This window comes from Vulcaniibacterium tengchongense (genome assembly GCF_003814555.1).
In the GTDB taxonomy this organism is placed as follows: Bacteria; Pseudomonadota; Gammaproteobacteria; order Xanthomonadales; family Xanthomonadaceae; genus Vulcaniibacterium; species Vulcaniibacterium tengchongense.
The window spans coordinates 1,054,860-1,078,597 of record NZ_RKQN01000001.1 but is presented as its reverse complement, the minus strand read 5'-3'; the positions used below and the strand labels follow the sequence as shown (position 1 = coordinate 1,078,597).

At 72.9% G+C, this 23,738-nt stretch carries 23 protein-coding genes and 4 tRNA genes; 16 read left to right on the top strand and 11 right to left on the bottom strand.

The window, feature by feature from the left end; genetic code table 11:
- The first annotated feature begins 88 nt into the window (after positions 1-88).
- From kdsB to EDC50_RS04775, 7 genes are all read left to right on the top strand, one after another.
- Entirely contained in the window at positions 89-859 is a 771-nt protein-coding gene (kdsB, locus tag EDC50_RS04805) for a 3-deoxy-manno-octulosonate cytidylyltransferase (protein ID WP_123769293.1), read from the top strand.
- A gap of 4 nt (positions 860-863) precedes the next feature.
- Complete coding sequence (locus tag EDC50_RS04800) at positions 864-1,343, top strand: low molecular weight protein-tyrosine-phosphatase (RefSeq protein WP_123769639.1); 480 nt, start codon at positions 864-866, stop codon at positions 1,341-1,343.
- A gap of 142 nt (positions 1,344-1,485) precedes the next feature.
- Entirely contained in the window at positions 1,486-3,357 is a 1,872-nt protein-coding gene (uvrC, locus tag EDC50_RS04795; protein ID WP_123769292.1) for an excinuclease ABC subunit UvrC, read from the top strand.
- Positions 3,354-3,953, top strand: coding sequence for a CDP-diacylglycerol--glycerol-3-phosphate 3-phosphatidyltransferase (gene pgsA / locus EDC50_RS04790; protein WP_123769291.1), 600 nt, complete (start codon positions 3,354-3,356; stop codon positions 3,951-3,953). The genes uvrC and pgsA overlap by 4 nt, the downstream gene beginning before the upstream one ends.
- Before the next feature lie 134 nt (positions 3,954-4,087).
- Positions 4,088-4,163: transfer RNA gene (locus EDC50_RS04785), tRNA-Gly, on the top strand.
- A gap of 113 nt (positions 4,164-4,276) precedes the next feature.
- A tRNA-Cys gene (locus tag EDC50_RS04780) sits at positions 4,277-4,350 on the top strand.
- Between the two features lie 62 nt (positions 4,351-4,412).
- Positions 4,413-4,499 (top strand) — tRNA-Leu (locus EDC50_RS04775).
- 114 nt (positions 4,500-4,613) lie between these two features.
- Here EDC50_RS04775 and EDC50_RS04770 read toward each other — a convergent pair.
- Both EDC50_RS04770 and EDC50_RS04765 read right to left on the bottom strand, forming a co-directional pair.
- Positions 4,614-4,817 (bottom strand): hypothetical protein, encoded by a 204-nt coding sequence (locus EDC50_RS04770; RefSeq protein WP_123769290.1) that lies wholly within the window; start codon positions 4,815-4,817, stop codon positions 4,614-4,616.
- Between the two features lie 159 nt (positions 4,818-4,976).
- A complete protein-coding gene (locus EDC50_RS04765) occupies positions 4,977-5,885 on the bottom strand; it encodes a LysR substrate-binding domain-containing protein (RefSeq protein ID WP_123769289.1) in 909 nt (302 codons plus the stop codon).
- A gap of 70 nt (positions 5,886-5,955) precedes the next feature.
- Here EDC50_RS04765 and EDC50_RS04760 point away from each other — a divergent pair, with 70 nt between their 5' ends.
- The 3 genes from EDC50_RS04760 to EDC50_RS04750 all read left to right on the top strand — a co-directional run bounded on the left by EDC50_RS04760 (position 5,956) and on the right by EDC50_RS04750 (position 10,019).
- A complete protein-coding gene (locus tag EDC50_RS04760; protein ID WP_123769288.1) occupies positions 5,956-6,969 on the top strand; it encodes a YeiH family protein in 1,014 nt (337 codons plus the stop codon).
- A 75-nt stretch (positions 6,970-7,044) separates the two neighbouring features.
- Positions 7,045-8,322: a nucleotide sugar dehydrogenase gene (locus EDC50_RS04755; protein WP_123769287.1), complete on the top strand. Its 1,278-nt coding sequence runs from the start codon at positions 7,045-7,047 to the stop codon at positions 8,320-8,322.
- Between the two features lie 74 nt (positions 8,323-8,396).
- Positions 8,397-10,019, top strand: coding sequence for an FMN-binding glutamate synthase family protein (locus EDC50_RS04750; RefSeq protein WP_123769286.1), 1,623 nt, complete (start codon positions 8,397-8,399; stop codon positions 10,017-10,019).
- 179 nt (positions 10,020-10,198) lie between these two features.
- On the opposite strand, the gene arsC is transcribed toward EDC50_RS04750, so the two are convergent.
- The 6 genes from arsC to EDC50_RS04720 form a co-directional block, all read right to left on the bottom strand.
- On the bottom strand, positions 10,199-10,555 hold the full coding sequence (gene arsC / locus EDC50_RS04745; protein WP_123769285.1) for an arsenate reductase (glutaredoxin): 357 nt from the start codon (positions 10,553-10,555) through the stop codon (positions 10,199-10,201).
- A gap of 51 nt (positions 10,556-10,606) precedes the next feature.
- Positions 10,607-10,681, bottom strand: a tRNA-Val gene (locus tag EDC50_RS04740).
- Between the two features lie 104 nt (positions 10,682-10,785).
- Positions 10,786-11,412 carry a TetR/AcrR family transcriptional regulator gene (locus EDC50_RS04735; RefSeq protein ID WP_123769284.1) on the bottom strand — a complete coding sequence of 209 codons (627 nt, stop codon included), beginning with the start codon at positions 11,410-11,412 and terminating at the stop codon, positions 10,786-10,788.
- Between the two features lie 202 nt (positions 11,413-11,614).
- Positions 11,615-12,595 (bottom strand): restriction endonuclease, encoded by a 981-nt coding sequence (locus EDC50_RS04730; RefSeq protein ID WP_123769283.1) that lies wholly within the window; start codon positions 12,593-12,595, stop codon positions 11,615-11,617.
- Between the two features lie 209 nt (positions 12,596-12,804).
- Positions 12,805-13,341, bottom strand: a complete 537-nt coding sequence (locus EDC50_RS04725) for a phasin family protein (protein ID WP_123769282.1) — start codon at positions 13,339-13,341, stop codon at positions 12,805-12,807.
- 92 nt (positions 13,342-13,433) lie between these two features.
- Positions 13,434-13,709, bottom strand: coding sequence for a polyhydroxyalkanoic acid system family protein (locus EDC50_RS04720; RefSeq protein WP_123769281.1), 276 nt, complete (start codon positions 13,707-13,709; stop codon positions 13,434-13,436).
- Positions 13,710-13,817: 108 nt separating this feature from the next.
- Between EDC50_RS04720 and EDC50_RS04715 the strand changes: the two genes are divergently transcribed.
- Positions 13,818-14,609, top strand: coding sequence for an FHA domain-containing protein (locus EDC50_RS04715; RefSeq protein WP_123769280.1), 792 nt, complete (start codon positions 13,818-13,820; stop codon positions 14,607-14,609).
- Here the strand turns inward: EDC50_RS04715 and msrQ are convergent.
- On the bottom strand, positions 14,578-15,216 hold the full coding sequence (gene msrQ, locus EDC50_RS04710; protein WP_123769279.1) for a protein-methionine-sulfoxide reductase heme-binding subunit MsrQ: 639 nt from the start codon (positions 15,214-15,216) through the stop codon (positions 14,578-14,580). The genes EDC50_RS04715 and msrQ overlap by 32 nt on opposite strands.
- Positions 15,217-15,384: 168 nt before the next feature.
- On the bottom strand, positions 15,385-16,356 hold the full coding sequence (gene msrP, locus EDC50_RS04705; protein ID WP_123769278.1) for a protein-methionine-sulfoxide reductase catalytic subunit MsrP: 972 nt from the start codon (positions 16,354-16,356) through the stop codon (positions 15,385-15,387).
- Between the two features lie 143 nt (positions 16,357-16,499).
- Between msrP and serC the strand changes: the two genes are divergently transcribed.
- The 5 genes from serC to EDC50_RS04680 all read left to right on the top strand — a co-directional run bounded on the left by serC (position 16,500) and on the right by EDC50_RS04680 (position 23,073).
- A complete protein-coding gene (serC, locus tag EDC50_RS04700; protein ID WP_123769277.1) occupies positions 16,500-17,585 on the top strand; it encodes a 3-phosphoserine/phosphohydroxythreonine transaminase in 1,086 nt (361 codons plus the stop codon).
- Positions 17,586-17,711: 126 nt separating this feature from the next.
- Complete coding sequence (gene pheA, locus EDC50_RS04695; RefSeq protein WP_123769276.1) at positions 17,712-18,866, top strand: prephenate dehydratase; 1,155 nt, start codon at positions 17,712-17,714, stop codon at positions 18,864-18,866.
- Entirely contained in the window at positions 18,863-20,056 is a 1,194-nt protein-coding gene (gene hisC / locus EDC50_RS04690) for a histidinol-phosphate transaminase (RefSeq protein WP_123769275.1), read from the top strand. Before pheA ends, hisC begins: the two co-directional genes overlap by 4 nt.
- Before the next feature lie 105 nt (positions 20,057-20,161).
- Complete coding sequence (gene aroA, locus EDC50_RS04685; RefSeq protein ID WP_123769274.1) at positions 20,162-21,481, top strand: 3-phosphoshikimate 1-carboxyvinyltransferase; 1,320 nt, start codon at positions 20,162-20,164, stop codon at positions 21,479-21,481.
- Positions 21,482-21,516: 35 nt separating this feature from the next.
- Positions 21,517-23,073, top strand: coding sequence for an O-antigen ligase family protein (locus EDC50_RS04680; protein ID WP_123769273.1), 1,557 nt, complete (start codon positions 21,517-21,519; stop codon positions 23,071-23,073).
- On the opposite strand, the gene EDC50_RS04675 is transcribed toward EDC50_RS04680, so the two are convergent.
- Positions 23,051-23,689, bottom strand: coding sequence for an energy transducer TonB (locus EDC50_RS04675; protein ID WP_123769272.1), 639 nt, complete (start codon positions 23,687-23,689; stop codon positions 23,051-23,053). The two genes, EDC50_RS04680 and EDC50_RS04675, sit on opposite strands and share 23 nt — an antisense overlap.
- Positions 23,690-23,738: the final 49 nt, after the last annotated feature.

The window sequence follows — 23,738 nt, the reverse complement described above, 5'->3', positions numbered from 1 at the left end:
CATTCTCATTTAAGAGCGAAGGAAGTTCAACGATGCCCGTGCCGACCCGTCCCGCCGCCGCGCCGTTCGCCGCTTCGGGAGCGACGCGGTGAGCGCGGCCGACTTCGTCGTCGCGATTCCCGCCCGCTACGGCGCCAGCCGCCTGCCCGGCAAACCGCTGCGGCCGCTCGGCGGCGAACCGCTGATCCTGCACGTGGCGCGGCGCGCGCTGGCCGCGGGCGCGGCCGAGGTCTGGGTCGCGGCGGACGACGCGCGCATCGCCGCGGCGCTGGAGGGCACCGGCGTGCGCGTGGCGATGACCTCGCCCGGGCACGCCTCCGGCACCGACCGCCTCGCCGAATGCGCGCGCATCGCCGGGTGGGCCGACGACGTGGTGGTGGTGAACCTGCAGGGCGACGAGCCGTTCGCGCCCGCGTCGGGCATCCGGGCCGTCGCCGGGCTGATGCGCGGCGGCGCCGAGATGGCGACCCTGGCCGCGCCGATCGACGAGGTCGAGACCCTGCTCGACCCGAACGCGGTCAAGGTGGTGCGCGCCGCCGACGGCCATGCGCTGTACTTCAGCCGCGCGCCGATCCCGTGGCCGCGCGACGCCTTCGCCGCCGACCGCACGCGCATGCCGGCGCAGGGCGAGTGGCTGCGCCACATCGGCATCTACGGCTATCGCGCGGGCTTCCTGCGGCGCTTCGCCGCGCTGCCGCCGGGCCGGCTGGAACGGATCGAGTCGCTGGAACAGCTGCGTGCGCTCGAGGCCGGTCATCGGATCGCGGTCGGCATCGCCCCCGAGCCGTTCCCGCCGGGCGTCGACACGCCCGAGGACCTGGCCCGCGCCGAGGCGCGACTGGCGGCCGCCCATGGCTGAGCCGCTGCGCCTGCTGATCGTCTGCCTCGGCAACATCTGCCGCTCGCCGATGGCCGAGGGCGTGCTGCGCGCGCGCATCGCCGCCTCGACCCTGGCCGGCAAGGTCGAGCTGGACTCGGCCGGCACCGGCGGCTGGCATGCCGGGGAGCCGCCGGACCGGCGCGCGATCCTGAAGGCGGCCGAGCACGGCGTCGACATCGCCGGCCTGCGCGCGCGCCAGCTCGCGCCGGGGGACTACCGCGAGTTCGACTGGCTGCTGTGCGCGGACCGCGCGAACCTGCGCGACGTGCGCGCGCGGATGCCCGCCCGCGCGCGGGCCAGGGCCGCGCTGCTGCTGGACTGGGCCGGCGTCGAAGCCGACGGCGAGATCCCGGACCCGTACACCGGCGGCCCCGCGCAGTTCGAGCACGTCTATCAGCTGCTCGACCGCGCCGCCGACGGCGTGATCGCGCGGGCGCGGCGCGAACTGGGCCTGTTCGACTGAACGCGGGCGCGCGCGCTTGTTCTGCCGCATAATCGGCCCCATCCAGCTTCGCGATGTCCGTGATCGTCCGTTCCGCTTCCGACCGCCGCGCCCGTCCCGCCCGCCGCGTGTCCGCGCCCGGCCGCGCGGCCGGGGGGCGCGCATGAGCCGCGAGCCGGCGCCGGCGTTCGACGGCAAGGCCTTCGTCAAGAATCTCAGCACCGCGCCCGGCGTGTACCGGATGATCGCGGCCGACGGCAGCGTGCTCTACGTCGGCAAGGCCGGCGCGCTGAGGAACCGTGTCTCCAGCTATTTCAACGCCACCCCGAAGTCGGCGCGGATCATGGCCATGCTGGCGCAGACCGCGCGCATGGAGGTCACGGTCACCCGCACCGAGGCCGAGGCGCTGATCCTCGAGAACCAGCTGATCAAGTCGCTGAAGCCGCGCTACAACGTGCTGCTGCGCGACGACAAGAGCTATCCCTACGTGCTGCTGACCCAGGAGCCGTGGCCGCGGATCGGCATGCACCGGGGCCCGCGCTCGACCCCGGGGCGCTATTTCGGCCCCTACGCGTCGGTCGGGGCGGTGCGGGACACGCTCAACCTGATGCACAAGCTGTTCAAGCTGCGCAGCTGCGAGGACAGCGTGTTCCGCAACCGCAGCCGGCCCTGCCTGCAGCACCAGATCGGCCGCTGCAGCGCGCCCTGCGTGGGCCTGGTGCCGGCGCGCGACTACGCCGAGAACGTGCGCCGCGCGGCGCTGTTCCTGGAGGGCCGCAGCGACGCGCTGAGCGAGGAACTGGTGGCGGCGATGGAGGCGGCCAGCGCGCGCCTGGACTTCGAGGAGGCGGCGCGCCTGCGCGACCTGGTCGCCTCGATCCGCAGCCTGCAGGCGCGCCAGTACGTCGACGGCCGCGCCGCGGACCTCGACGTGCTCGCCATCGCGATGCAGGGCGCCGCGGCCTGCGTGCTGCTGCTGGCGTTCCGCGACGGCCGCAACCTCGGCACCCGCGCGTTCTTCCCGCGGACCAACGGCAGCGAGAGCCCCGAGGAAGTGCTGTCGGCCTTCGTCTCGCAGTACTACGGCGAGCAGGCCCCGCCGCGCGAGATCGTGCTCGACCGCGACATCCCGGACCGCGAGCTGATCGAACACGCGCTGTCGGCCGCCGGCGAGCGCAAGGTGCAGATCAAGTGCAACGTCCGCGGCGAGCGCGCCGGCTACCTCGACCTGGCCCGGCGCAACGCCGAGCTGGCGCTGGCCACCGAGCGCAGCAGCCATGCCGCCCAGCGCGCCCGCGCCGAGGCCCTGCGGGATTTGCTCGGCCTGGCCGAGCTGCCGGCCCGGATCGAATGCTTCGACATCAGCCACACCCTGGGCGAGGCGACCGTCGCCTCGTGCGTGGTGTTCGACGCCGAGGGCCCGGTGCGCGGCCAGTATCGGCGCTTCAACATCGCCGGCGTCGCGCCCGGCGACGACTACGCGGCGATGCACCAGGCGATCCAGCGCCGGTTCCGCCGGGCGGTCGACGAGAACGGCGTGCTGCCGGACGTGCTGCTGATCGACGGCGGCGCCGGGCAGGTGGCGCAGGCGCGCGCCGTGCTGGACGAGCTCGGCGTGCGGGGCGTGGCCCTGGTGGGCGTGGCCAAGGGGCCGGCGCGACGCCCCGGCGACGAGGAACTGCTGCTGCCGGACGGGCGTTGCGTGCGCCCGGGCGCGGAGTCCCCGGCGCTGCAGCTGGTCCAGCAGGTGCGCGACGAAGCGCACCGTTTCGCGATCACCGGCCATCGCGGCCGCCGGCAGAAGGCGCGCAACAGCAGCCGGCTGGAGGACATTCCCGGCATCGGCCCGCGCCGGCGCGCTAACCTGTTGCGGCATTTCGGCGGCCTGGGCGGGCTCAAGGCCGCCGGCGTGGAGGAGATCGCGCGCGTGGACGGCATCAACGACGCGCTGGCCGAGCGCATCTATGCGACCCTGCACGGACTGGACGCGCCCGCGACGAACGGCGCCTTGGGCGGTCCGCGGAGCGAAGGATGAGACTGACCGTACCGACCCTGCTGACCCTGCTGCGGATCCTGCTGATTCCGGTCCTCGTGCTGGTGTTCTACCTGCCGTTCGAATGGACCAACTGGGCCGCGGCGGCGGTGTTCGCGCTGGCCTCGATCACCGACTGGCTCGATGGCTGGATCGCCCGCCGCTACGACCAGCATTCGCCGTTCGGCGCGTTCCTGGATCCGGTCGCGGACAAGCTGATGGTGGCCACCGCGCTGGTGCTGATCGTGCAGGCGCACCACACGGTGTGGATGGCGCTGTGGGCGGGCGTGATCATCGGCCGCGAGATCGCGGTCTCCGCGCTGCGCGAGTGGATGGCCGAACTCGGCCAGCGCGCGCGGGTCGCGGTGGCGACCGTGGGCAAGATCAAGACCATGGTGCAGATGGTCGCGCTGCTGTGCCTGCTGTATTCGGTCAACCCCTACGGCGAGGCGCACGAGGTGTGGATGGGGCGGCCGATCTTCGTGATCGGCGACTGGCTGCTCGCCGCCGCCGCGCTGCTGACGCTCTGGTCCGGCTTCGAGTACCTGCGCGTGGCGTGGCCGGTCTTGCGCGAAGAGGGGCGCTCGCAGTTAAAATAGCCTCCGTCGGCAGCGCCATCGCCGACGCGCCGGGTTGGCAGCCGGCGCATCCGGGAACAGCCCCCGTGGCGGTTTCCGGCGGTGAAGAAAGGAGTTGACACTTTCTTTCCCGTGCCTAAAATGACGCTTCCTCTGCGGGAATAGCTCAGTTGGTAGAGCACGACCTTGCCAAGGTCGGGGTCGCGAGTTCGAGTCTCGTTTCCCGCTCCAGATTCGAGGGATGCCCTCAGCCAAGGCCCCGCATGCGGGGCCTTGTCGTTTCCGGAGCCGGCTAGGCGCCATGCTCCGGTTGTGGAAGAATCCGCTGCGGCGGAAACGTCACCGGCCTGGTGGCAGAGTGGTTATGCAGCGGACTGCAAATCCGCGTACGCCGGTTCAATTCCGACCCAGGCCTCCAGTTCGAAGAGCCCGATCGCGAGATCGGGCTTTTTTTCTTTCGCGTAAGCTATCGGCGTGCCCGCCCGGATGGCGGAACAGGTAGACGCAGCGGACTTAAAATCCGCCGGCCGCGAGGCCGTGCCGGTTCGATCCCGGCTCCGGGCACCATCGGCGGACGCGCGGGCTCGCGGATGCCGGCCGGCCGCGACATCCGCGAGCGCAGCCGGAATGCGACGCTTCGCCGCGTCGGCGGGTCGGGCAGGGTGCGGTCGTCGAGGCGGCTCAGGCGAGCCGGAGCGTGTCCAGGCGCATCACCGCGAATTCGTGGTCCTGCCGCGTCTCGCCGGCCTGCATGCCGCACAGCGGCGCGACCGGCCGCTGCAGATCGCATAGGAAGGCCGAGAGGACGTCGCGTTGTTCGACGACTTCGACGAGCACGGGCTGCTCGCCGTTCGCGGGGGACTGGTCGATCTGGACGGAATTCATGCGCCGAGACTGCGCGGCGGGACGTTCAGCGGCCGTGAACGCGAGGCTTAATCGGGGGGGCCGCCCGTGCATTCAGGCCGCGCTTTCGCGCAGGCATCTGTGGCCGCGCAGGCACCGGTCGATCGCGCGATGCGATTCCCGCGCGAGGTCCGGCGCCGCTCAGGCGTAATCGCGCCTTCGGCCCCGTGCGGCAGTGGCCGCGATCCGTTCCAGCAGCGCCTGCAACAGGGAACTGCGATAGCGGCGACGGTGCAGCACCAGGCTCAGCGGCCGCTGCAGCTGCAGGAACGGCGTGCGCAGCACCGCCAGCCGTCCGCCCGCCGCGGCGTCGGCGACCGCCACCGCCGGCAGCAGGGCCAGGCCGAGGCCGGCGATCACCGCCTGCTTGATCGCCTCGCTCTGGTCCAGCTCCAGCACCGTTTCGCCGGGCGGCAGCATCGCCAGTGCGCGTTCGGTCTGTTCGCGGGTGGCCGAGCCGGCTTCGCGCAGGATCCAGCGCGCGCCGGCGAAATGTTCCGGCCGCAGCCGCCGGCGTTGCGCCAGCGGGTGCGACGGCGGCGCGCAGACGCACAACCGGTCGTCGCGCCACGGCAGCAGCTCCAGGTCGGGATGGGCGGCCGAACCCTCGACGCAGCCCAGGTCGAGGCTGTAGTCGAGCACGCCGGCGACGATCGCCGCGGTGTTGTCGACGTGCAGCTTCACCGCGACCTGCGGGTGCGCGGCGACGAAACCGCCGAGCAGGTCGCCGACCAGATAGTTGCCGACGGTGTTGCTGGCGCCCAGGCGCAGCTCGCCGCGCAACACCGCGCCGCCGGAGCCGCGGCCGAACTCCTGCATGCGCTCCAGAATTTCCTGCGCCAGCGGCAACAACCGCCGGCCGTGGGCGTTCAGATGCAGGCGGCGCAGGCGGCGGTCGAACAGCGGCTCGCCGAGCAGGCGCTCCAGTTCCGACAGGGCCATGCTCGCCGCCGGCTGGGTCAGGTGCAGGCGCTCGGCGGCGGCGCGCACGCTGCCGCTCAGGGCGATGGCGACGAACACCTCGAGCTGGCGCGGGCTGATCGCGATCATCAGGACGGCTTATCCCGACGCTAAACAAATTCAACTTTGATGATAGTCGGACGGCGCCGATCATGGCGGCATGGCGACTGTTCCCTCCTTTCCCGCTTCCGTGCTGGCCGTCCGCGGCCCCGGCCTGGCGCTGGCCGCCGCGATCGGCACCGCCGGCCTGTGGCTGGCGCAGCAGCCGTTGTTGCAGCGCGGCCAGCTCGGCGCGCTGACCGTGGCGATCGTGATCGGCATGCTGGTCGGCAATCTCGGCGGCGCGCGCCTGCCGGCGGCGCTGGCGCCGGGATTGGCATTGGCGCAGCGGCATCTGCTGCGCGCCGGCGTGGTCCTGTACGGGTTGCGGTTGAGCTTCCAGGACGTGGCCGCGCTGGGGCTGTCGGGGCTGCTGGTCGACGCGGTGGTGGTGGCCGGCACGCTGGCGCTGGGGCTGTGGGCCGGGCGGCGCTGGTTCGGCCTCGACCGCGACACCGCGCTGCTGACCGCGGCCGGCAGCGCGATCTGCGGCGCCGCCGCGGTGCTGGCGGTGGAGCGGGTGATCCGCCCGGAACCGGGCAAGGTGGCGATGGCCGTGGCCAGCGTGGTGCTGTTCGGCACCTTGGGCATCTTCCTGTACCCGGCGCTGTACCCGCATCTCGGCCTGGATGCCGCCGGCTTCGGCCTGTACGCGGGGGCGACCGTGCACGAGGTCGCGCAGGTGGTGGCGGTGGGCAGCGCGATCGGCCCGGAGACCGCCGATGCCGCGGTGGTCGCCAAGCTGAGCCGGGTGCTGATGCTGGTGCCGGTGCTGCTGCTGCTCGGCTGGCGCGAGGCGCGCCGCAGCGGCGGGCACGAAGTGGCCGTGCCCTGGTTCGCGCTCGGCTTCCTGGCGATGGTCGCGGTGAACTCGCTGGTGCCGGTGCCGGCGGCGGTCAAGTCCTGGCTGCTGGCGCTGGACACGCTGCTGCTGGCGACCGCGATGGCCGCGCTCGGCGTCGAAACCCGTTTGTCCCGGCTGCGCGCCCTGGGGACGCGGCCGCTGCTGCTGGCGGCGCTGCTGTTCGCCTGGTTGAGCGTCGGCGGTTACCTGCTGGTGCGCCTGCTGCACTGAGATCCGCTCGCGTGGTTGCGGCTGGCCCTAGAATGGGGCGGGGAACGCCCACGCAGGGCGGAGGACGGGAAAGCAATGCGGGATCCGCGCGAGGTGCGCATCGCGGTGGTCGGGCTGGGCTACGTCGGGCTGCCGTTGGCGGTGGAATTCGGCAGGCGTTATCCGACCGTCGGCTACGACATCGATGCGCAGCGGATCGAGCGCTTGCGTCGCGGCGAGGACGGCAACGGCGAGACCGGCGCCGACGAGATCGCGGCCGCGCGCCACCTGCGTTTCGCCGCGGATCCGGCCGAGCTGCGCGGCTGCAACGTGTACGTGGTGACCGTGCCGACGCCGGTGGACGAGCACAAGCGGCCGGACTTCGGTCCGCTGATCGCCGCCAGCCGCACCGTCGGCGGCCTGCTCGGGCCCGGCGACACCGTGGTCTACGAATCGACCGTGTACCCGGGCGCGACCGAGGAGATCTGCGTGCCGGAACTGGAGGCCGCCTCCGGCCTGCGCTTCAACCGCGACTTCTTCGTCGGCTACAGCCCGGAGCGGATCAATCCCGGCGACCGGCAACGGCGCCTGGTCGACATCCCCAAGGTCACGTCCGGCTCGACGCCGGAAGCCGCGGAATTCGTCGACGCGCTGTACCGCAGCATCATTCCGGCCGGCACGCACAAGGCGTCGAGCCTGCGCGTCGCCGAGGCGGCCAAGGTGATCGAGAACACCCAGCGCGACGCCAACATCGCCCTGATCAACGAGTTCGCCCTGATCTTCCAGCGCCTGGGCATCGACACCACCGAGGTGCTGGAGGCCGCCGGCACCAAGTGGAACTTCCTGCCGTTCCGCCCGGGCCTGGTGGGCGGCCACTGCATCGGCGTGGATCCGTACTACCTGATCCAGAAGGCGCAGGCGACCGGCTACTACCCGGACATCCTGCTCGCCTGCCGGCGGATCAACGACGCGATGGGCACGCACGTCGCCAACGACGTGGTCAAGCGCATGATCCAGCGCGGCATCGCGGTGGCCGGCTCGCGCGTCCTGATCCTCGGCGTCACGTTCAAGGAGAACTGCGCGGACCTGCGCAACACGCGGGTGGTCGAGCTGGCGCGCGAACTCGGCGAGTACCGGGCGCAAGTGGACATCCACGACCCCTGCGCCGACGCCGCCCAGGCGCGACGCGCGTACGGCGTCGAGCTGCTCGCGGAGCCCGAGGCCGGCGCCTACGACGCGGTGATCCTCGCCGTGGCGCACGACGCCTTCCGCGCCCTCGGCGCCGCCGGCGCGCGCGCGTTCGGCAAGCCGCACGCGCTGCTGTACGACATCAAGAGCCTGTTCCCGCGCGACCAGGTCGACGCGCGGCTGTAGCCGTGGGGTGTCGCGGCGGCACGGACGAATCGTGCCGCGCTATGCTGCGCCCGGGCCGCCCCGGGAATCGCACGATGTCGCGCTACGCACTCTACGTGTTCTGCCTGCTCGCCACCGCGGCCGCGTTGCTGCTGAGCCTGCGCGCGCCGGCCTGGGGCTGGGGCGCGGTCGCGTTCGGCGCGCCCGCGGCGCTCGGCACCTGGGACCTGCTGCAGCGGCGCAGCACGCTGCGGCGCAACTATCCGATCCTCGCGCATTTCCGCTACGGCCTGGAATCGATCGGCCCGGAGATGCGCCAGTACTTCATCGAGTCGGACACCGCCGAAGTGCCGTTCTCGCGCCAGCAGCGCGCGCTGGTCTACCAGCGCGCCAAGTCGGTCAACGACACGCGGCCGTTCGGCACCCTGCAGGACGTCTACGGCACCGATTACGAATGGATCAACCATTCGCTGCTGCCCGCCGAACCGGGCGGGCACGACTTCCGCGTGGTGGTCGGCGAGGAGCGGGCGCAGTCGTATTCGGCCAGCGTGTTCAACATCTCGGCGATGAGCTTCGGCGCGCTCTCGGCCAATGCGATCCGCGCGCTCAACGAGGGCGCGCGCCGGGGCGGCTTCTACCACGACACCGGCGAGGGCTCGATCTCGGCCTACCACCGCGAATGCGGCGGCGACCTGGTCTGGGAGATCGGCTCGGGCTACTTCGGCTGCCGCGACGAGGCGGGCCGCTTCGATCCGGAGCGCTTCGCCGCCAACGCGCGCGATCCGCAGGTGAGGATGATCGAGATCAAGCTGTCGCAGGGCGCCAAGCCGGGCCACGGCGGCGTGCTGCCGGCGGCCAAGGTCAGCGCCGAGATCGCGCAGTGCCGCGGCGTGCCGATGGGGGTGGACTGCGTGTCGCCGGCGCGGCACGGCGCGTTCGATTCGCCGCGCGGGCTGCTGGCCTTCGTCGAGCGCCTGCGCGGGCTGTGCGGCGGCAAGCCGGTCGGGTTCAAGCTGGCGATCGGCCATCCCTGGGAATGGTTCGGCATCGCCAAGGCGATGCTCGAGACCGGCACCTTGCCGGACTTCATCGTGGTCGACGGCGCGGAGGGCGGTACCGGCGCGGCCCCGGCCGAGTTCATCGACCATGTCGGCGTGCCGATGCATGAAGGCCTGATGCTGGTGCACAACACCCTGGTCGGGCTCGGCCTGCGCGAACGCATCCGCGTCGCCGCGGCGGGACGCATCGTCAGCGCCTTCGACATCGCCCGGGCGATGGCGATGGGCGCGGACTGGTGCAACGCCGGGCGCGGCTTCATGTTCGCGCTCGGCTGCATCCAGGCGCAGAGCTGCCACACCGATCGCTGCCCGACCGGCGTCGCCACCCAGGACCCGCGCCGGTGGCGGCACCTGGACGTGCCGGACAAGGCCACGCGGGTGTTCAACTTCCACCAGAACACGCTGAAGGCGCTGCGCGACCTGCTCGCCGCGGCCGGGCTGGAGCACCCGCGCCAGCTTGGCCCGGAGCACATCCTGCGCCGGGTGTCGGCGGTCGAGGTGCGTTCCCTGGCGGCGCTGTACCGTTTCCTCGAGCCCGGCGAGCTGCTCGGCAAGGTGCCTGCGCACGCGGTGTTCCAGGCGTTCTGGGCCAGCGCGCGCAGCGATTCGTTCGTCGCGCCTTCGGCGGTGGACGCGATGCGGGCGAGCAAGGTGCGCTGACTGCGCGCGCGCCCGCGGCCTCGGATTCGCGGATCGGCGGACCGGGCGTAACGCGAAAGCGCCGATGGGGCAGGGCGTCGCCGATCGCAGCGGCGGCGCGCCGGCCTGCGGATCGGGCCGCCCACGTCCAGAGACGTGGCGGTTGGGATGAGGCGTTCCGCCCCGCGTGCGCCGTCGATTCAGTCCAGCAGCTCGAGTACCCGCTCCGGCGGGCGGCCGATCACCGCGCGACCGCGGTGGACGAAGATCGGGCGTTCGATCAGGCGCGGGTGCGCGGCCATGGCCTCGATCAACGCCGCCTCGGGCAGCGCCGGATCGGCCAGGCCGAGCGCGGCGTACTCGTCCTCGCCGGTGCGCAGCAGGGCGCGCGCGGGCAAGCCGAGCAATGCGAGCAGCGCGCGCAGTTCGCCGGCACCGGGCGGCGCCTGGAGATAGAGGACCGCTTCCGGCTCGATTCCGCGCGCCTGCAGCAGTTCCAGCGCGGCGCGCGACTTGGAGCAGCGCGGGTTGTGGTACAGCCGGGTATCGTTCGCCATGGCGGGAAGCGTGAACGAAGAAGGCCGGCTTGCGCCGGCCTTCGTCGGGATTGGTGGGCGGTGCAGGTTTCGAACCTGCGACCCCTGCCGTGTGAAAGCAGTGCTCTACCGCTGAGCTAACCGCCCGTAAGGGCTGCGCAGTATAGCGCATGGCGGCGGTGGGTTGGCAAGCGGTCCGGGCCGCCGCGCCGGCGCCACACCGGCGCAGCGGGGTTCGGGCGGAGAGGCCCTCACTCGATGTAGGCGCGGGTCAGGGTGTTCAGATGCAGCCGCTCGGCGTCGCGCAGGAACGGCGCCAGCAGCATCATGACCTGGACGATGCCGTCGCGGATCGCACGCCGCTCGTCGCGGTCGCCGCGGGCGGCGGCGTAGTTGAGCCAGAAGGTGGCGATCACCAGCACGTTGGTCGCGGTGGCCGCCAGTTCGGTCGGCGAGGCACGCATCACCCCGGCCTGCAGCAACCCGCGCATCACCGTGTGCGCCTGGGCGTCGGCGCGCTTGAGGATGCGGGCGAAGCGCAGCCGCAGGCGGCGGTTGCGGCTGAGGATCTCGACCAGGTCGCGGTGCAGGAAGCGGTAGTCCCAGATGCACTCGAACACCCGGTGCAGCTGCAGCCAGATGTCCTCCAGCCCCGGCAGCCGCCCCTGCGGCGCGGCGAGCGCCGCGTCCATGCGCTGCTCGAAGCGCGCGAACAGCTGCTCGATGATGTCGTCCTTGTTGCGGAAGTGGTAGTACAGGTTGCCGGGGCTGATCTCCAGCTCGTCGGCGATGTGGTTGGTGGTGACGTTCGGTTCGCCGAGCGCGTTGAACATGCCCAGCGCGGTGTCGAGGATGCGTTGGCGGGTCTGCCGCGCCATGCGTCGGCCGCGCCTCAGCGCGCGTGCACACCCGCGCCGCGGCGGCGGCGCCGGACGGTGGCGGTTCGTGGGTCGGGCATGGCGTGCGTTCCTGGCGCGCGGCGTCGCGGCATTAGTGCATGCGCTGCTTCGGGCGGTCAATACGAGGCGGCATCGCCGCGCTTGCGACCCGCGCGCGCCGCGCGGCGGCGCCCCTGCCGGTTCAATAGCTGCGGCACTGCAGGAAGCGGACGCGCGCGCCGCTGCCCGGCGGCGGCTGCAGTTGCAGGCGCGAGGCGCGCAGCGCGTCGTAGCGGCCGAGGATCGCGCAGATCTCCGGCACGCGGTCGCGCCCGTCGTCGGCGACCTGTTCGATCAGCAGGGTCGAGGACGTCGACCACAGCGCGCGGCCGACGCCGGGCACGGCGGCGACGGCCCGGATCACCTCGGCGCGTTCGCGTCGTTCGCGGTCCGGATCCGCGGCGGCGGCGATTCCGGCGGGCGGTGCCGCCGGCGCAGGAGCGGCGGGCGCGGGCGCGGCGGCGATGGGCGCGGAGGGCCGCGTCGCGCGCGGGGCGGGGGCGAGCGGCGCGGCATCCGGCGACCCGCGCAGCAGCATCGGCGCGAAGCCCACGGCCGCGCCCAGCCCCGCCGCCGCGACCCAGGCCAAGCCGATCGCGCGGCGGATGCGCGTTCGCGCGTCCGCGGTCAGGTCCTCGCGCAGGACCGCCGGCAACTGCGGGCTCAGCAGGTCCCACAGCGCCGGGCCGGCGTAGAGTTGCAGTCCGTCCGCGGCGGCGCGGGCGTCGGCGTCGATGCGGCCGGGCGTGGCGAGCACGCCGCCGGCGGCGCCGTGATGGCGCACCGCGTCGAGCAAGGCCCGCACCTGCGCGCGATCGACCGTGTAGCCGGCGTCGCCCTGCTTGCAGGCCAGCAGCCACAGCTCGTCGCCGCGGCGCAGGCGCAGTTTCGGCTGCTGCGGATGTTCCAGCGTCTGCCCGGCCGGTTCGGGCTCGAAGCCGCGTCGCTGCAGGGCTTCCACCACCAGCCGCGCGCATTCGCGCCAGCGCATGCCGGCCAGCGCCTGCAGGCCGGCGGCCGTTTCGGCGCGGCGGCGCTGCACGCGCCACAGGTAGAGCGTGGCCAGGACGCCGCCCGCGACGGCGGCGAGCAGGGCGGCGGAAACGGAAAAGCCCGGGGACATGCGGATTCGGATACGGCGAGAGGCGCGCGACTATAGCGTCTGCGCGCGGCGCCGGCCCGTGGCGGCGGTCACGCGATTCCGCGCGGCGGACGGTGGGCGCCCCCGGGCGAAAGGAAGCCCGCCAGCCCGGGACCGTAAGGGGAGGGGAGCATACGGCGGGATCGGGCTGGCGGGCTTGGACGGGCGCCGGGGCGCTGCGCGGCGGAGGGTCAGGCGGAACGCGGCCCGGTACGCCGCGGGCCCTTGCCTGCGGCGGTTTTCGCCGCGGTCTTCTTCGGCGCCGGCGATCTGCGCGAGGCGGCCTTGCGCGTCGCGGCCGCGTCGCGGCGGCGCAGTTCCGCGGTCAGCGCATCGACGCGGCGGCGGAGCCCGGCGATTTCGTCGCGGTCCGGCACGCCGAGCTTGCCCAGGGCGCGGCGGACGCGCTCCTCGAACGCGCGCTCCAGCTGGTCCCAGGTGCCGGCGGCGCGTTCGCGCGCCCGTTCGAAGCGCGCTTCGGCGCTCTCGCGAGCCGCATCGGCGCGATCGGCGGCCTGCTGCGCCGACTGTTCGAGGTTCAGGCCTTCCTTGATCAGCGCGTCGAACAACTTGGTGCCTTCGGCCTGCGCGCGCGCGAACGCGCCCATGCCGGCGAGCCAGATCTGCTGCGCGGTTTCGCTCAGGGTGCGGGTCAGGCGGTCGCCCGGCGACGATCCGGCCGCGTCGTCGGTGCGTGCCTGGGAGGTGGAGCGCCTGGGCTTGGCCATGGGATGCCTCGTTCGCCGCGGGAGGCCTACAGGCTCGACGGGCGGGCTAGAGCTTTCACACCAGCCGCGCCGCCGCGGCGAAGGGGCCGCGTTCAGCCGAACCGCTCGTTCAGCACGCGCCGGATCTCGGCCTCGATCGGTCCCTTCATCGCGCCCAGCAGGAAGCCCAGGTTGGCGGTGATGTGCAACTGCTGCGGCGCCAGCGCGATCTTGCCGTCGACGCCGCTGCGGCTGAAGGCGAGCGTGTCGCCCTGCCAGAGATAGTCGACGCCAAAGCGCTCGGCCAGTTTCTCGGCCACGTCCTGCACGGCCTGGCGCGCCTGCGCCGGCGGCAGCGAATGGGAATGGCGGATGTCGATGCTCGGCATGGCGGTCTCCTCGGGTGTCCGGCGGCGTCCCGTCCCGGCGCGGGTGGGTATTGTGAGCGCGCGCGGAGGCTGCATCCAAGCCGGCCCTGCGTGCTAGATTGCTGCTGCGTGAACGCCCTCCGACTGCAATCCTCCGACCGCGACCAACCCGACCTGACCTTGAGTCCGGGCGTGCATGCGCTCGGCCGCGACGCCCGCGGGCGGATCAAGCGCGCCGGCGACCACGAGGACGCGTTCGCGCAGCTGTGCATCGACCGGCGCGGCATCTGGCTGCAGGTCCGCGAGGACGCCGCCGGACTGCACGTCAACGGCCGGCCGGTGCGGAGGATGGCGATGTTGCGCGCAGGCGACGCGCTGCACCTGGACGGCACCGAGCTGCTGCTGGTGGCCGACGAACCGCCGCCCGCGCCGCGCCCGCAGGGCGCGGTCCAGGACGCGCGCATGGTGCTGCGCGGCGTCGGCGGGCCCTATCACGGCCGCTGCTTCCCGCTCGACCGCCCGCGCCTGGCGGGCCGCGGCAGCGAATGCGACATCCGCATCGACGAGGAACGCTGCGCCGAGCGCCAGGCCCGTTTCGAGGCCTGCGCCGACGGCGTGGCGGTGCGCGGACTCGAAGGCGAAGCCTGCCTGGTCAACGGCCGCTCCGTGCGCGAGGCGCTGCTGCGGCCGGGCGACCAGGTCGTGTTCGGCATGCGCCACCGCTTCGTGGTCGAGGCGCCGGTGCAGCGCGGCGTGCTCGCGGAGCCGGTTGCCGCGCCGGGCTTCGATGCGGCGAACGATGCCCTGCCGGCCGCGGTATCGGTGCTGCCGGCGCCGGTGCGGCGCCTGCCCTGGTTGCTGCTGGCGGCGCTGCTGCTGGCGGGCGCGCTCAGCCTGCTGCTGCTGTACGGCGCGCGCTGACCGGGCGCAGCCGCCGCCAGACCCGCCAGCCCAGCAGCACGGCGAGAAGCGCCGCGTACAGCAGCGGCTCGCGGATGTCGGCCTTGACCAGCCACCAGAAGTGCAGCACCGCCAGCGCTGCGATCGCATACACCACCGCGTGCAGGCGCCCCCAGTTGCGGCCGAGCCGGCGCATCGCGGCCCGGGTGGAGGTCAGCGCCAGCGGCACCAGCAACAGCCAGGCGGCGAAGCCGGCGGTGATGTACGGGCGCTTGGCGATCTCCTCGAAGATCTGCGTCCAGTAGCCGCGCAGGTCCAGGACCAGATAGGCGGCGAAGTGCAGGGTCGCATAGACGAACGCGTACAGCCCGAGCATGCGCCGGAAGCGCAGCAGCACCGGCTGGCCGGTGAGCTGGCGCAGCGGGGTCACGGCCAGGGTGATCAGCAACAGGCGCAACGCCCACAGGCCGAGGCGATGCTCGATCTCGGCGACCGGATCGGCGCCGAGCCCGCCGCTTCCGGTCAGCGCCTCGGCGCGGATCTGCCAAGCCAAGATGGCGGCCGGAGTCAGGGCAAGGGCGTGGACCAGGGTCTTGGCGGCGACCAGGCCGCGCGATGTTCTAGCCATGGCGGGACGCGCTGCGAACCACGTGGAGGGGCATGCACGGCGCGTCCACGGACGCGCCTTCGACGGTTCCGCTCGGCGTACGCCCGCGCCCGGTCGCCGATGCGGCGGCCGGACGGGCTCGTTCCGGGGCCCCTGCCGCGCCCGTCCGCATCGTCCGCGGCGCCGCCCTCAGAACCACTTGCGCAGGTCCATGCCCGCGTACAGCGCGCCGACCTGCTCGGCATAGCCGTTGAACGGCCGGGTCGGGATGCGCTCGGCGAACAGCTTGCTCGCGGTGCCGGCGATGCGGCGCTCGGTCTTCTGGCTCCAGCGCGGGTGGTCGACGTTCGGATTGACGTTGGAGAAGAAGCCGTACTCGCGCGGCTGGGCGTCGTTCCAGCTGGTGGACGGCATCCGCTCGACGAAGGTGATCGCGACGATCGACTTGATGCTCTTGAAGCCGTACTTCCACGGCACCACCAGCCGCAGCGGCGCGCCGTTCTGCTGCGGCAGCGGCTTGCCGTACAGGCCGGTGGCCAGCAGGGTCAGCGGATGCATCGCCTCGTCGATGCGCAGGCCCTCGCGGTAGGGCCAGTCCAGCGCCGGATAGGCCAGGCCCGGCATCTGCTCGGGATCGGCCAGCGTGGTGAAGGCGACGTACTTCGCGCGCGAAGTCGGCTCGAAGCGTTCGAGCGCCTTCGCCAGCGGCACGCCCAGCCACGGAATCACCATCGACCAACCCTCGACGCAGCGCAGCCGGTAGACGCGCTCCTCGGGCACGGCCCAGCGCCGCAGCTCGTCAGGCGAGAACCGCCCGGGCTTGGCGCAATGGCCGCCGACCGCGATCGTCCACGGCGACGTGCGCAACGTCCGGCGCGCGCGCGACGGGTCGGCCTTGCCGGTGCCGAACTCGTAGTAGTTGTTGTAGCCGGTGATGTCCTCGTAGCGGGTCAGGGCCTCGGCGGTGCGGAAGCCGGAGCGCGCCTGTTCCGGCGTGACCGCGACCTTCGACGGCGGCGGCGGCGCTTCGGCGCCCGCGCAGCCGGCCAGGCCCAGCGCAGGGGCGGCGGCCAGGGCGGCGAGCACGCGCCGGCGTTCGCGATACACCTGCTCGTCGGTGATCTGCGAGGCGGGGATCTTCAGGGCGTCGCGCAGCGACATGGGGTTCTCCGGCATCGGACGGCACTTGCGACTATAGAACCCGCCACGAGGCGAAAAGTTGCGCGGGTAACCAAGAACGCGCCGGCTGCTGCGCTGCGGCATACTGGGCGTCTTTCCCGTTCACCTCGCCATCGGAGCGTTCGATGTCCCGCGCGTTCAACTTCAGCCCAGGCCCCGCGACCCTGCCGGAGCCGGTGCTGCGCCAGGCCCAGGCCGAGATGCTGGAGTGGCGGAACGCGCGCGCCTCGGTGGTCGAACTCAGCCATCGCGGGCCGGAGTTCCTGCAGGTCGCGCGCCAGGCCGAGGCCGACCTGCGCATGCTGCTGTCGATCCCGGACGATTACGCGGTGCTGTTCCTGCAGGGCGGCGCGACCGCGCAGCAGGCCCTGATCGCGCTGAACTTCGCCGCGCCCGGGCAGCAGGCCGACTACGTGCTCACCGGCCATTGGGGCCTGACCGCGCTCAAGCAGGCGGCCCCGTACGTCGACGCGCGCATCGCCGCCGACGGCGAGACGGGCGGCTACCGCGACATCCCGCCGCGCGCCGGCTGGCGCCTGTCGGACGACGCGGCCTACGTGCACTACACCGCCAACGAGACCATCCACGGGGTCGAGTTCCGCGAGGTGCCGGAGGTCGGCAACGTGCCGCTGTTCGCGGATTTCAGCTCCTCGATCGCGGCCGAACCGCTGGACGTGTCGAAGTTCGGGCTGATCTACGCCGGCGCGCAGAAGAACCTGGGGCCGGTCGGCATCGCGGTGGTGATCGTGCGCCGCGATCTGCTCGAGCGCGCGGGCCAGCCGCGCGCGCCGATCTTCGATTACCGCGCGCACCTCGCCGGCGAATCGATGCTGAACACGCCGCCGACCTGGAACTGGTACCTGCTCGGCCTGACGGTGAAGTGGATGCTGGACGAGGGCGGCGTGGCCGAGTTCGCGCGCCGCAACGCGCGCAAGGCCGCGCTGCTGTACCAGGCCATCGACGGTTCCGGCGGCTTCTACCGCAACGAGGTCGCGCCGGCGGCGCGCTCGCGCATGAACGTGCCGTTCTTCCTGCACGACCCGGCGCTGGATGCGGCGTTCCTGGGCGAGGCGGCGGAGGCCGGGCTGATCTCGCTCAAGGGCCACCGCGTGCTCGGCGGCATGCGCGCGTCGATCTACAACGCGATGCCCGAGGCGGGCGTGCAGGCGCTGGCGGCCTTCATGCGCGATTTCCAGCAGCGGCACGGCTGAAACCGCGGTCGGTGCCCGCGGGCATCGACGGCGAAAAGCCCGGCCACGGCAGGTCGGGGCAGGCGGTCCGAAGGCAACGCGCGCGCCCGGGACGGCTGCGATGGACCTTCGGAGGCGACGAACTCAATGACCGACAAGACCCAGAAAACCAAACGCCCCGCGGCGGGCAAGCGTTCCATCGCGAAGCAGGCGGCGGGCGAGCCCAAGCCGGACCTGGCCGCGTTGCGCGAGCGCATCGACGGCATCGACCGCCACATCCAGGAACTGATCGCCGAGCGCGCGCGCTACGCCAACCAGGTCGGCAAGGCCAAGGGCAAGCTGGCCGCGGCGGTGGACTACTACCGGCCCGAACGCGAGGCGCAGGTGCTGCGCCGGGTGGTGGACCGCAACCACGGCCCGCTCAACGACGAAGTGCTGGTGCGGCTGTTCCGCGAGATCATGTCGGCCTGCCTGGCCCAGCAGGAGCCGCTCAAGATCGGCTACCTCGGCCCCGAGGGCACGCACTCGCAGCAGGCGGTGTACAAGCACTTCGGCCATTCCATCCACGGCCTGCCGCTGGGCAGCATCGAGGAAGTGTTCCAGGAGGTCGAGGCCGGCAACGCCGACTTCGGCGTGGTGCCGGTGGAGAACTCGACCCAGGGCACGATCCAGTCGACGCTGGACATGTTCCTGACCTCCAAGCTGAAGATCTGCGGCGAGGTCGAGCTGCGCGTGCACCAGCACCTGCTTTCGCGCAGCGGGCGGATCGAGGACATCGAACGCGTGTACTCGCATCCGCAGTCGTTCGCCCAATGCAAGGCCTGGCTGCGCCAACACCTGCCGAAGGCGGAGAAGATCCCGGTGGCGAGCAACGCCGAGGCCGCGCGCCGCGCGCGCAATGCCGACGACGCGGCGGCGATCGCCGGCATCAGCGCGGCCACGGTGTACGGGCTGAAGAACGTGGCCGGGCCGATCGAGGACCGGCCCGACAACACCACCCGCTTCCTGGTGATCGGCCGCGAGCTGTTCCCGCCGTCGGGCAACGACCGCACCTCGCTGCTGATCTTCATCAAGGACCAGCCGGGCGCGCTTTACCACGTGCTGGCGCCGTTCGCGAAGCACGGCCTGAGCATGAACCGGATCGAGTCGCGGCCCGGCCACACCGGGCTGTGGCAGTACGCGTTCTTCATCGACGTCGGCGGCCACGTGCAGGAGGAGGCGATGCGCCGCGCGCTGGACGAGCTGGCCGATTACGCGCAGGAAGTGAAGGTGCTGGGCTCGTATCCGGTGGCGATCGCATGAGCGCCGCGCGGGCGGACACGCGCGATCCGGGCGCGCCGGCGTGCGACGAGGCCTGGTTCGCCGCGCGCGCCTCGCGTGCGGTGCAGGGCTTGCGCGCCTACGATCCCGGCCACGACCTGGTCGCCCTGCGCCGCAGGTTCGGCGAGGCGGACCTGGTCGAGCTGGGTTCGAACGAGAACCCCTACGGGCCATCGCCGGCGGCGCGCGCGGCGATCCTCGACCAGTTGCACGCGCTGCACCGCTATCCCGACCCGCTCGGCGCCGACCTCAAGCGCGCGCTGGCCGCGCGGCACGGCGTCGATCCGGGCCAGCTGCTGCTCGGCAACGGCTCGCACGAACTGCTGATGCAGCTGGCGCAGGCGTTCGCCGGGCCCGGCGAAGAGGTCGTGTTCTCGCGCTACGGCTTCGCCGTGTTCGCGCTGGCGGCGCAGGCCGCGGGCGCGGCGCCGCGCGTCGCCGAGGCGTTGCCGCGCGAGCACGCGGCGATGCCGCTGGGCCACGACCTGGATGCGATCGCCGCCGCGATCGGGCCGCGGACCAAGCTGGTCTACCTGGCCAATCCGAACAACCCAACCGGCACCTGGTTCGGCCGCGCCGCGTTCGCCGCGTTCATGGCGCGGGTGCCGGCGGAGACGCTGGTGGTGATGGACGAGGCCTACGCCGAGCTGGCCGACCCCGCCGCTGACGTCGCCAGCGCCCTGCCGTTGCTGCCGCGATACCCCAACCTGGCGCTCACCCGCACCTTCAGCAAGGCCTACGGCTTGGCGGGGCTGCGCGTCGGCTACCTGGTCGGGGTGCCGGGGCTGGTCGCGGTGATGGAGCGGCTGCGCGAGAGCTTCAACGTCAACGCCCCGGCGCTGGCGGCCTGCGAGGCGGCGCTGGGCGACGCCGGGCACCTGCGCTGGGTGTCCGGGCGCAACGCCGAGCAGCGCCGGGCGCTGGCCGAGGCCCTGGCCGCGCGCGGGCTGCGCGTGTATCCGTCCCAGACCAACTTCGTCCTGGCCGAGTTCGGCCCGCGCACCGCGCGCATCGAGGCGGCGCTGGTCGCGCGCGGCGTGGTGTTGCGGCCGATGGGCGGCTACGGCCTGCCCGAATGCCTGCGCATCACCGTGGGCAGCGCCGACGAAAACCGTCGGCTGCTGGCGGCGCTGGACGAGGTACTGGCCGAGACCGGTGCCGGCATTCCATGAAACCAGGTTCCCTTCACCCGCCGTTCCCGTGCAAGCGGGAGTCCCGCGACTTGAGCGCCCGGATCCCGCTTTCAGGGGATCGCGGCGACCGAAACGGTTGACCCGATGACCTCCTTCGCTCCGCAACACTGGATCGTCGCGCCCGGTCGCCCCCTGCGCGGCAGCCTGCGCGTGCCCGGCGACAAGTCGGTCTCGCACCGCGCGGTGATGCTCGGCGCCCTGGCCGAAGGCACCACCCGCATCACCGGGTTCCTCGAGGGCGAGGACACCCGCGCCACGGCGCGCGTGTTCCAGCGGCTCGGCGTGCGCATCGAGGCGCCCGGGCCGAGCGAGCGCGTCGTCCACGGCGTCGGCCTGCATGGGCTGCGCGGCACTGCCGAACCGCTGGACTGCGGCAACGCCGGCACCGGCATGCGTCTGCTCGCGGGGCTGCTCGCCGCGCAGGCCTTCGACAGCACGCTCGTCGGCGACGCCTCGTTGTCGAAGCGGCCGATGCGGCGGGTGATCGAGCCGTTGACGCAGATGGGCGCGCGCATCGACGCCGCCGACGGCGGCCTGCCGCCGCTGCGGATCCGCGGCGGCCGCCGCCTGCGCGGCATCGAATACGCGTTGCCGGTGGCCAGCGCCCAGGTCAAGTCGGCGCTGCTGCTGGCCGGCCTGTACGCCGAAGGCGAAACCGTGGTGCGCGAGCCGCATCCGACCCGCGACTACACCGAGCGCATGCTCGCCGCGTTCGGCTGGCCGATCGCGTTCGCCCCCGGCCAGGCGCGGCTGTCCGGCGGCCATCGCCTGCGCGCGACCGAGGTCGCGGTGCCGGCCGATTTCTCATCGGCGGCGTTCTTCCTGGTCGCGGCCAGCGTGGTACCCGGCTCGGAGCTGCGGCTGGAGGCGGTCGGCATGAACCCGCGCCGCACCGGCCTGCTGACCGCCTTGCGCCGGATGGGCGCGGACATCCGCGAGGAGAACGCGGGCGAGCAGGGCGGCGAGCCGGTGGCGGATCTGGTGGTGCGGCATGCGCCGCTGCATGGCGCCGAGATCGGCGGCGAGCTGGTCCCGGACATGATCGACGAGTTCCCGGCGTTGTTCGCCGCCGCCGCCTGCGCCGAAGGCCGCACGGTGGTGCGCGACGCCGCCGAGCTGCGGGTCAAGGAGTCCGACCGCATCGCCGCGATGGCCGCCGGCCTGCGTGCGCTCGGCGCCGGGATCGAGGAGCACCCGGACGGCGCCACGATCGTCGGCGGCCCGTTGCGCGGCGGCCGCGCCGACAGCCGCGGCGACCACCGCATCGCGATGAGCCTGGCGGTGGCCGCGCAGCGCGCCGCAGGCGAGGTGCGGATCGACGATGTCGCCAACGTCGCCACCTCGTTCCCGGGCTTCGACGCGCTCGCGCGCGAGGCCGGGTTCTGCCTGCACCCGGGGGAATGACTTAGACTTCCCAGGCCCCGCAAACGAACCCCGCAGTGCTGTCATCCCCCGCCGACATGGAAGTCGCCCGTCGCGCCGCCGAGCGCGGCCCGGCGCCCGAGCGCAGCCGTCCCGCCCCGGCGCCGTCCGCCGGCCTGCGCCGCGCCGCGGCCCTGGCCTTGGCGTTCCTGGCCTTCTTCGCGATGAGCGACTTCGGCCTGCCGTTGCGCCCCGAGTTCGGGGCGTACGCGGCCTTGCTGCTGCTCGCCTGGTGCGGCGCGCGGCCCTGGCGCGAACTGTGGGCGCTGCCCTACACCCGGCTGCTCGCCGCCTTCGTCGCCTTCCTGGTGCTGCATGCCGCCTACGCGAGCACGATCGAGCCGCGCTCCAGCTACAGCGAGCAGCTCACCGTCGCCGCCAAGCTGGTCAAGCTGGGGGTGTTCTCCTGCGTGGTCGGCTGGTGGCTGTCGCTGATGCCGAAGGCGCCGCCGCGATTGCTCGCGCTGATGGTGCTCGGGCTGCTCGTCGCCGTGCTCGGCTACATGCCGTGGCAAGAGCTGCCGCGGCTGTTCGATGGCAGCCTGCGCCCGCGCTTCGGCCTGCCGGAGAACCTGAGCGGCCTGCTCGCGGCGGTGGGCGGCTGGCTGGCGCTGTGCCTGCTGGTCGGGGCCTGGCGGCTGGCGCCGAAGAACCCGCATCTGCGCCTGGGGTTGCTGGCGGCCGGGCTGGTCCTGTACGGCGGCGCGTTCATGGTGCTGCTGTTCTCGCAGTCGCGCGGGGCCTGGCTGGCGTTCGCGCTTGCCGTACCCTCGATGCTGCTGGCCTTCGCGGCGGTGCGGCGCCGGCATTCGCGTCTGCCGTGGGTGCCGCTCGTGGCGGCGTTCGCGACTACGGTGCTGCTCGCGGTTTCCGCGCACGAGATCCTGGCGCAGAGGTTCGCCGGCGTGGACCGCTTGCTCGGCTCGGTCGAAGCCGTGGTCGGCGCTGCGCCGGAGCGGACCCCGTCAGCGGATGCCGACGCGCGCGCGTCCGATCGCGCGGACCGGACGCGGGGCACGGCTTCCGGCACGAAGGCGCCCGCCCCGCGGCGTTTCGCGTCGGAGGCGTCCGGAGCGGCCCCGGAGGCTGAGCTGCTCGATGCGAGCACGGCGCCCAACAAGGCCGCCAGCGTGCGCCTGCGCCTGTATGAACATGGCCTCGGGCTGGCGCGCGAACGGCCCTGGTTCGGCTGGGGACTGGACACGCTGCCGCGGCTGGTCGCGCCGCTCGACCTGGGTGGCGAGCGTCACGCCCATCTGCACAACGCCTATCTCGATGCCCTCGTCGGCATCGGCGCGGTCGGCGCCTTGCTGTTGGCCGGCCTGTTCCTGTTGCTGGCGGGCGAGCTGGTGCAAGCGGCACGCGCCCGGGTGATCACCGTCGGCAGCTTCTGGGCGCTGGCCGGCGCGCTGGGCATCGTGCTGATCGCCAACCTGTTCGACTCGCTGCTGTGGCGCTTCGACTACACCCGCGCGCCGCTCGAGCTGCTGTTCGGCTGTTGCATCGCCTACGGCCTGATCCGGCGGCGCCGGCGCGCCGGGACGGATGCGCTCAGCGCTGCGCCTCGAAGCTGATCGGCACCATCACCGCGGCGCGCACCGGCTGGCCGTCCTGCTGCGCCGGGCGGAACCGCCAGCGGCGGACCGCGTCGAGCGCGGCGCGGTCGAGCTGGCGCGAACCGCTGCTCCGGGCCACCGTGACCACGTCCGGCGTGCCGTCCGGGCGGATCTCGGCGCGCACCATCACCGTGCCGCTCTCGCCGCGGCGTAGCGCGGCAGCGGGGTAGCGCGGCGCTGGCGTCTGTCCCGGGATCGGTTCCGGGCGCGTCGCCACGGCAGGCGCGGGGCGGGGCGCCGGCGCAACCGGCGCGGGTGGCTTCGGCGCTTCGACCAGACGCGGCTGCTCTTCGCCGGCGGCGGGGGCTTCCGGCGTGCGCAGGTTGCCCGTGCCGCCGCCCTCGGCCGGCAATGGCGCCGGCAGCGGCTGGTACTGCGGCGCGTCGGCGGTCGGCGGCGCAGTCCGGCCCGGACGGTAGAAATCGTCGCCGTCGCGACCGCGCAGTATCGCCAGCGCGAACAGCGCCAGCCCGGCGAGGAAGGCCAGCAGCACCCACAGCAGCGAGCGCGAGTTCGGCAGCCAGCGCGCCGGGCCGGATGCATGCGGGGAGGGGGCGGAAGCGGAACGGGTCATGGACGATTCGGCGGCCGGGTGGACCGCCAGTGTGCCGGCAGCGGCGTTA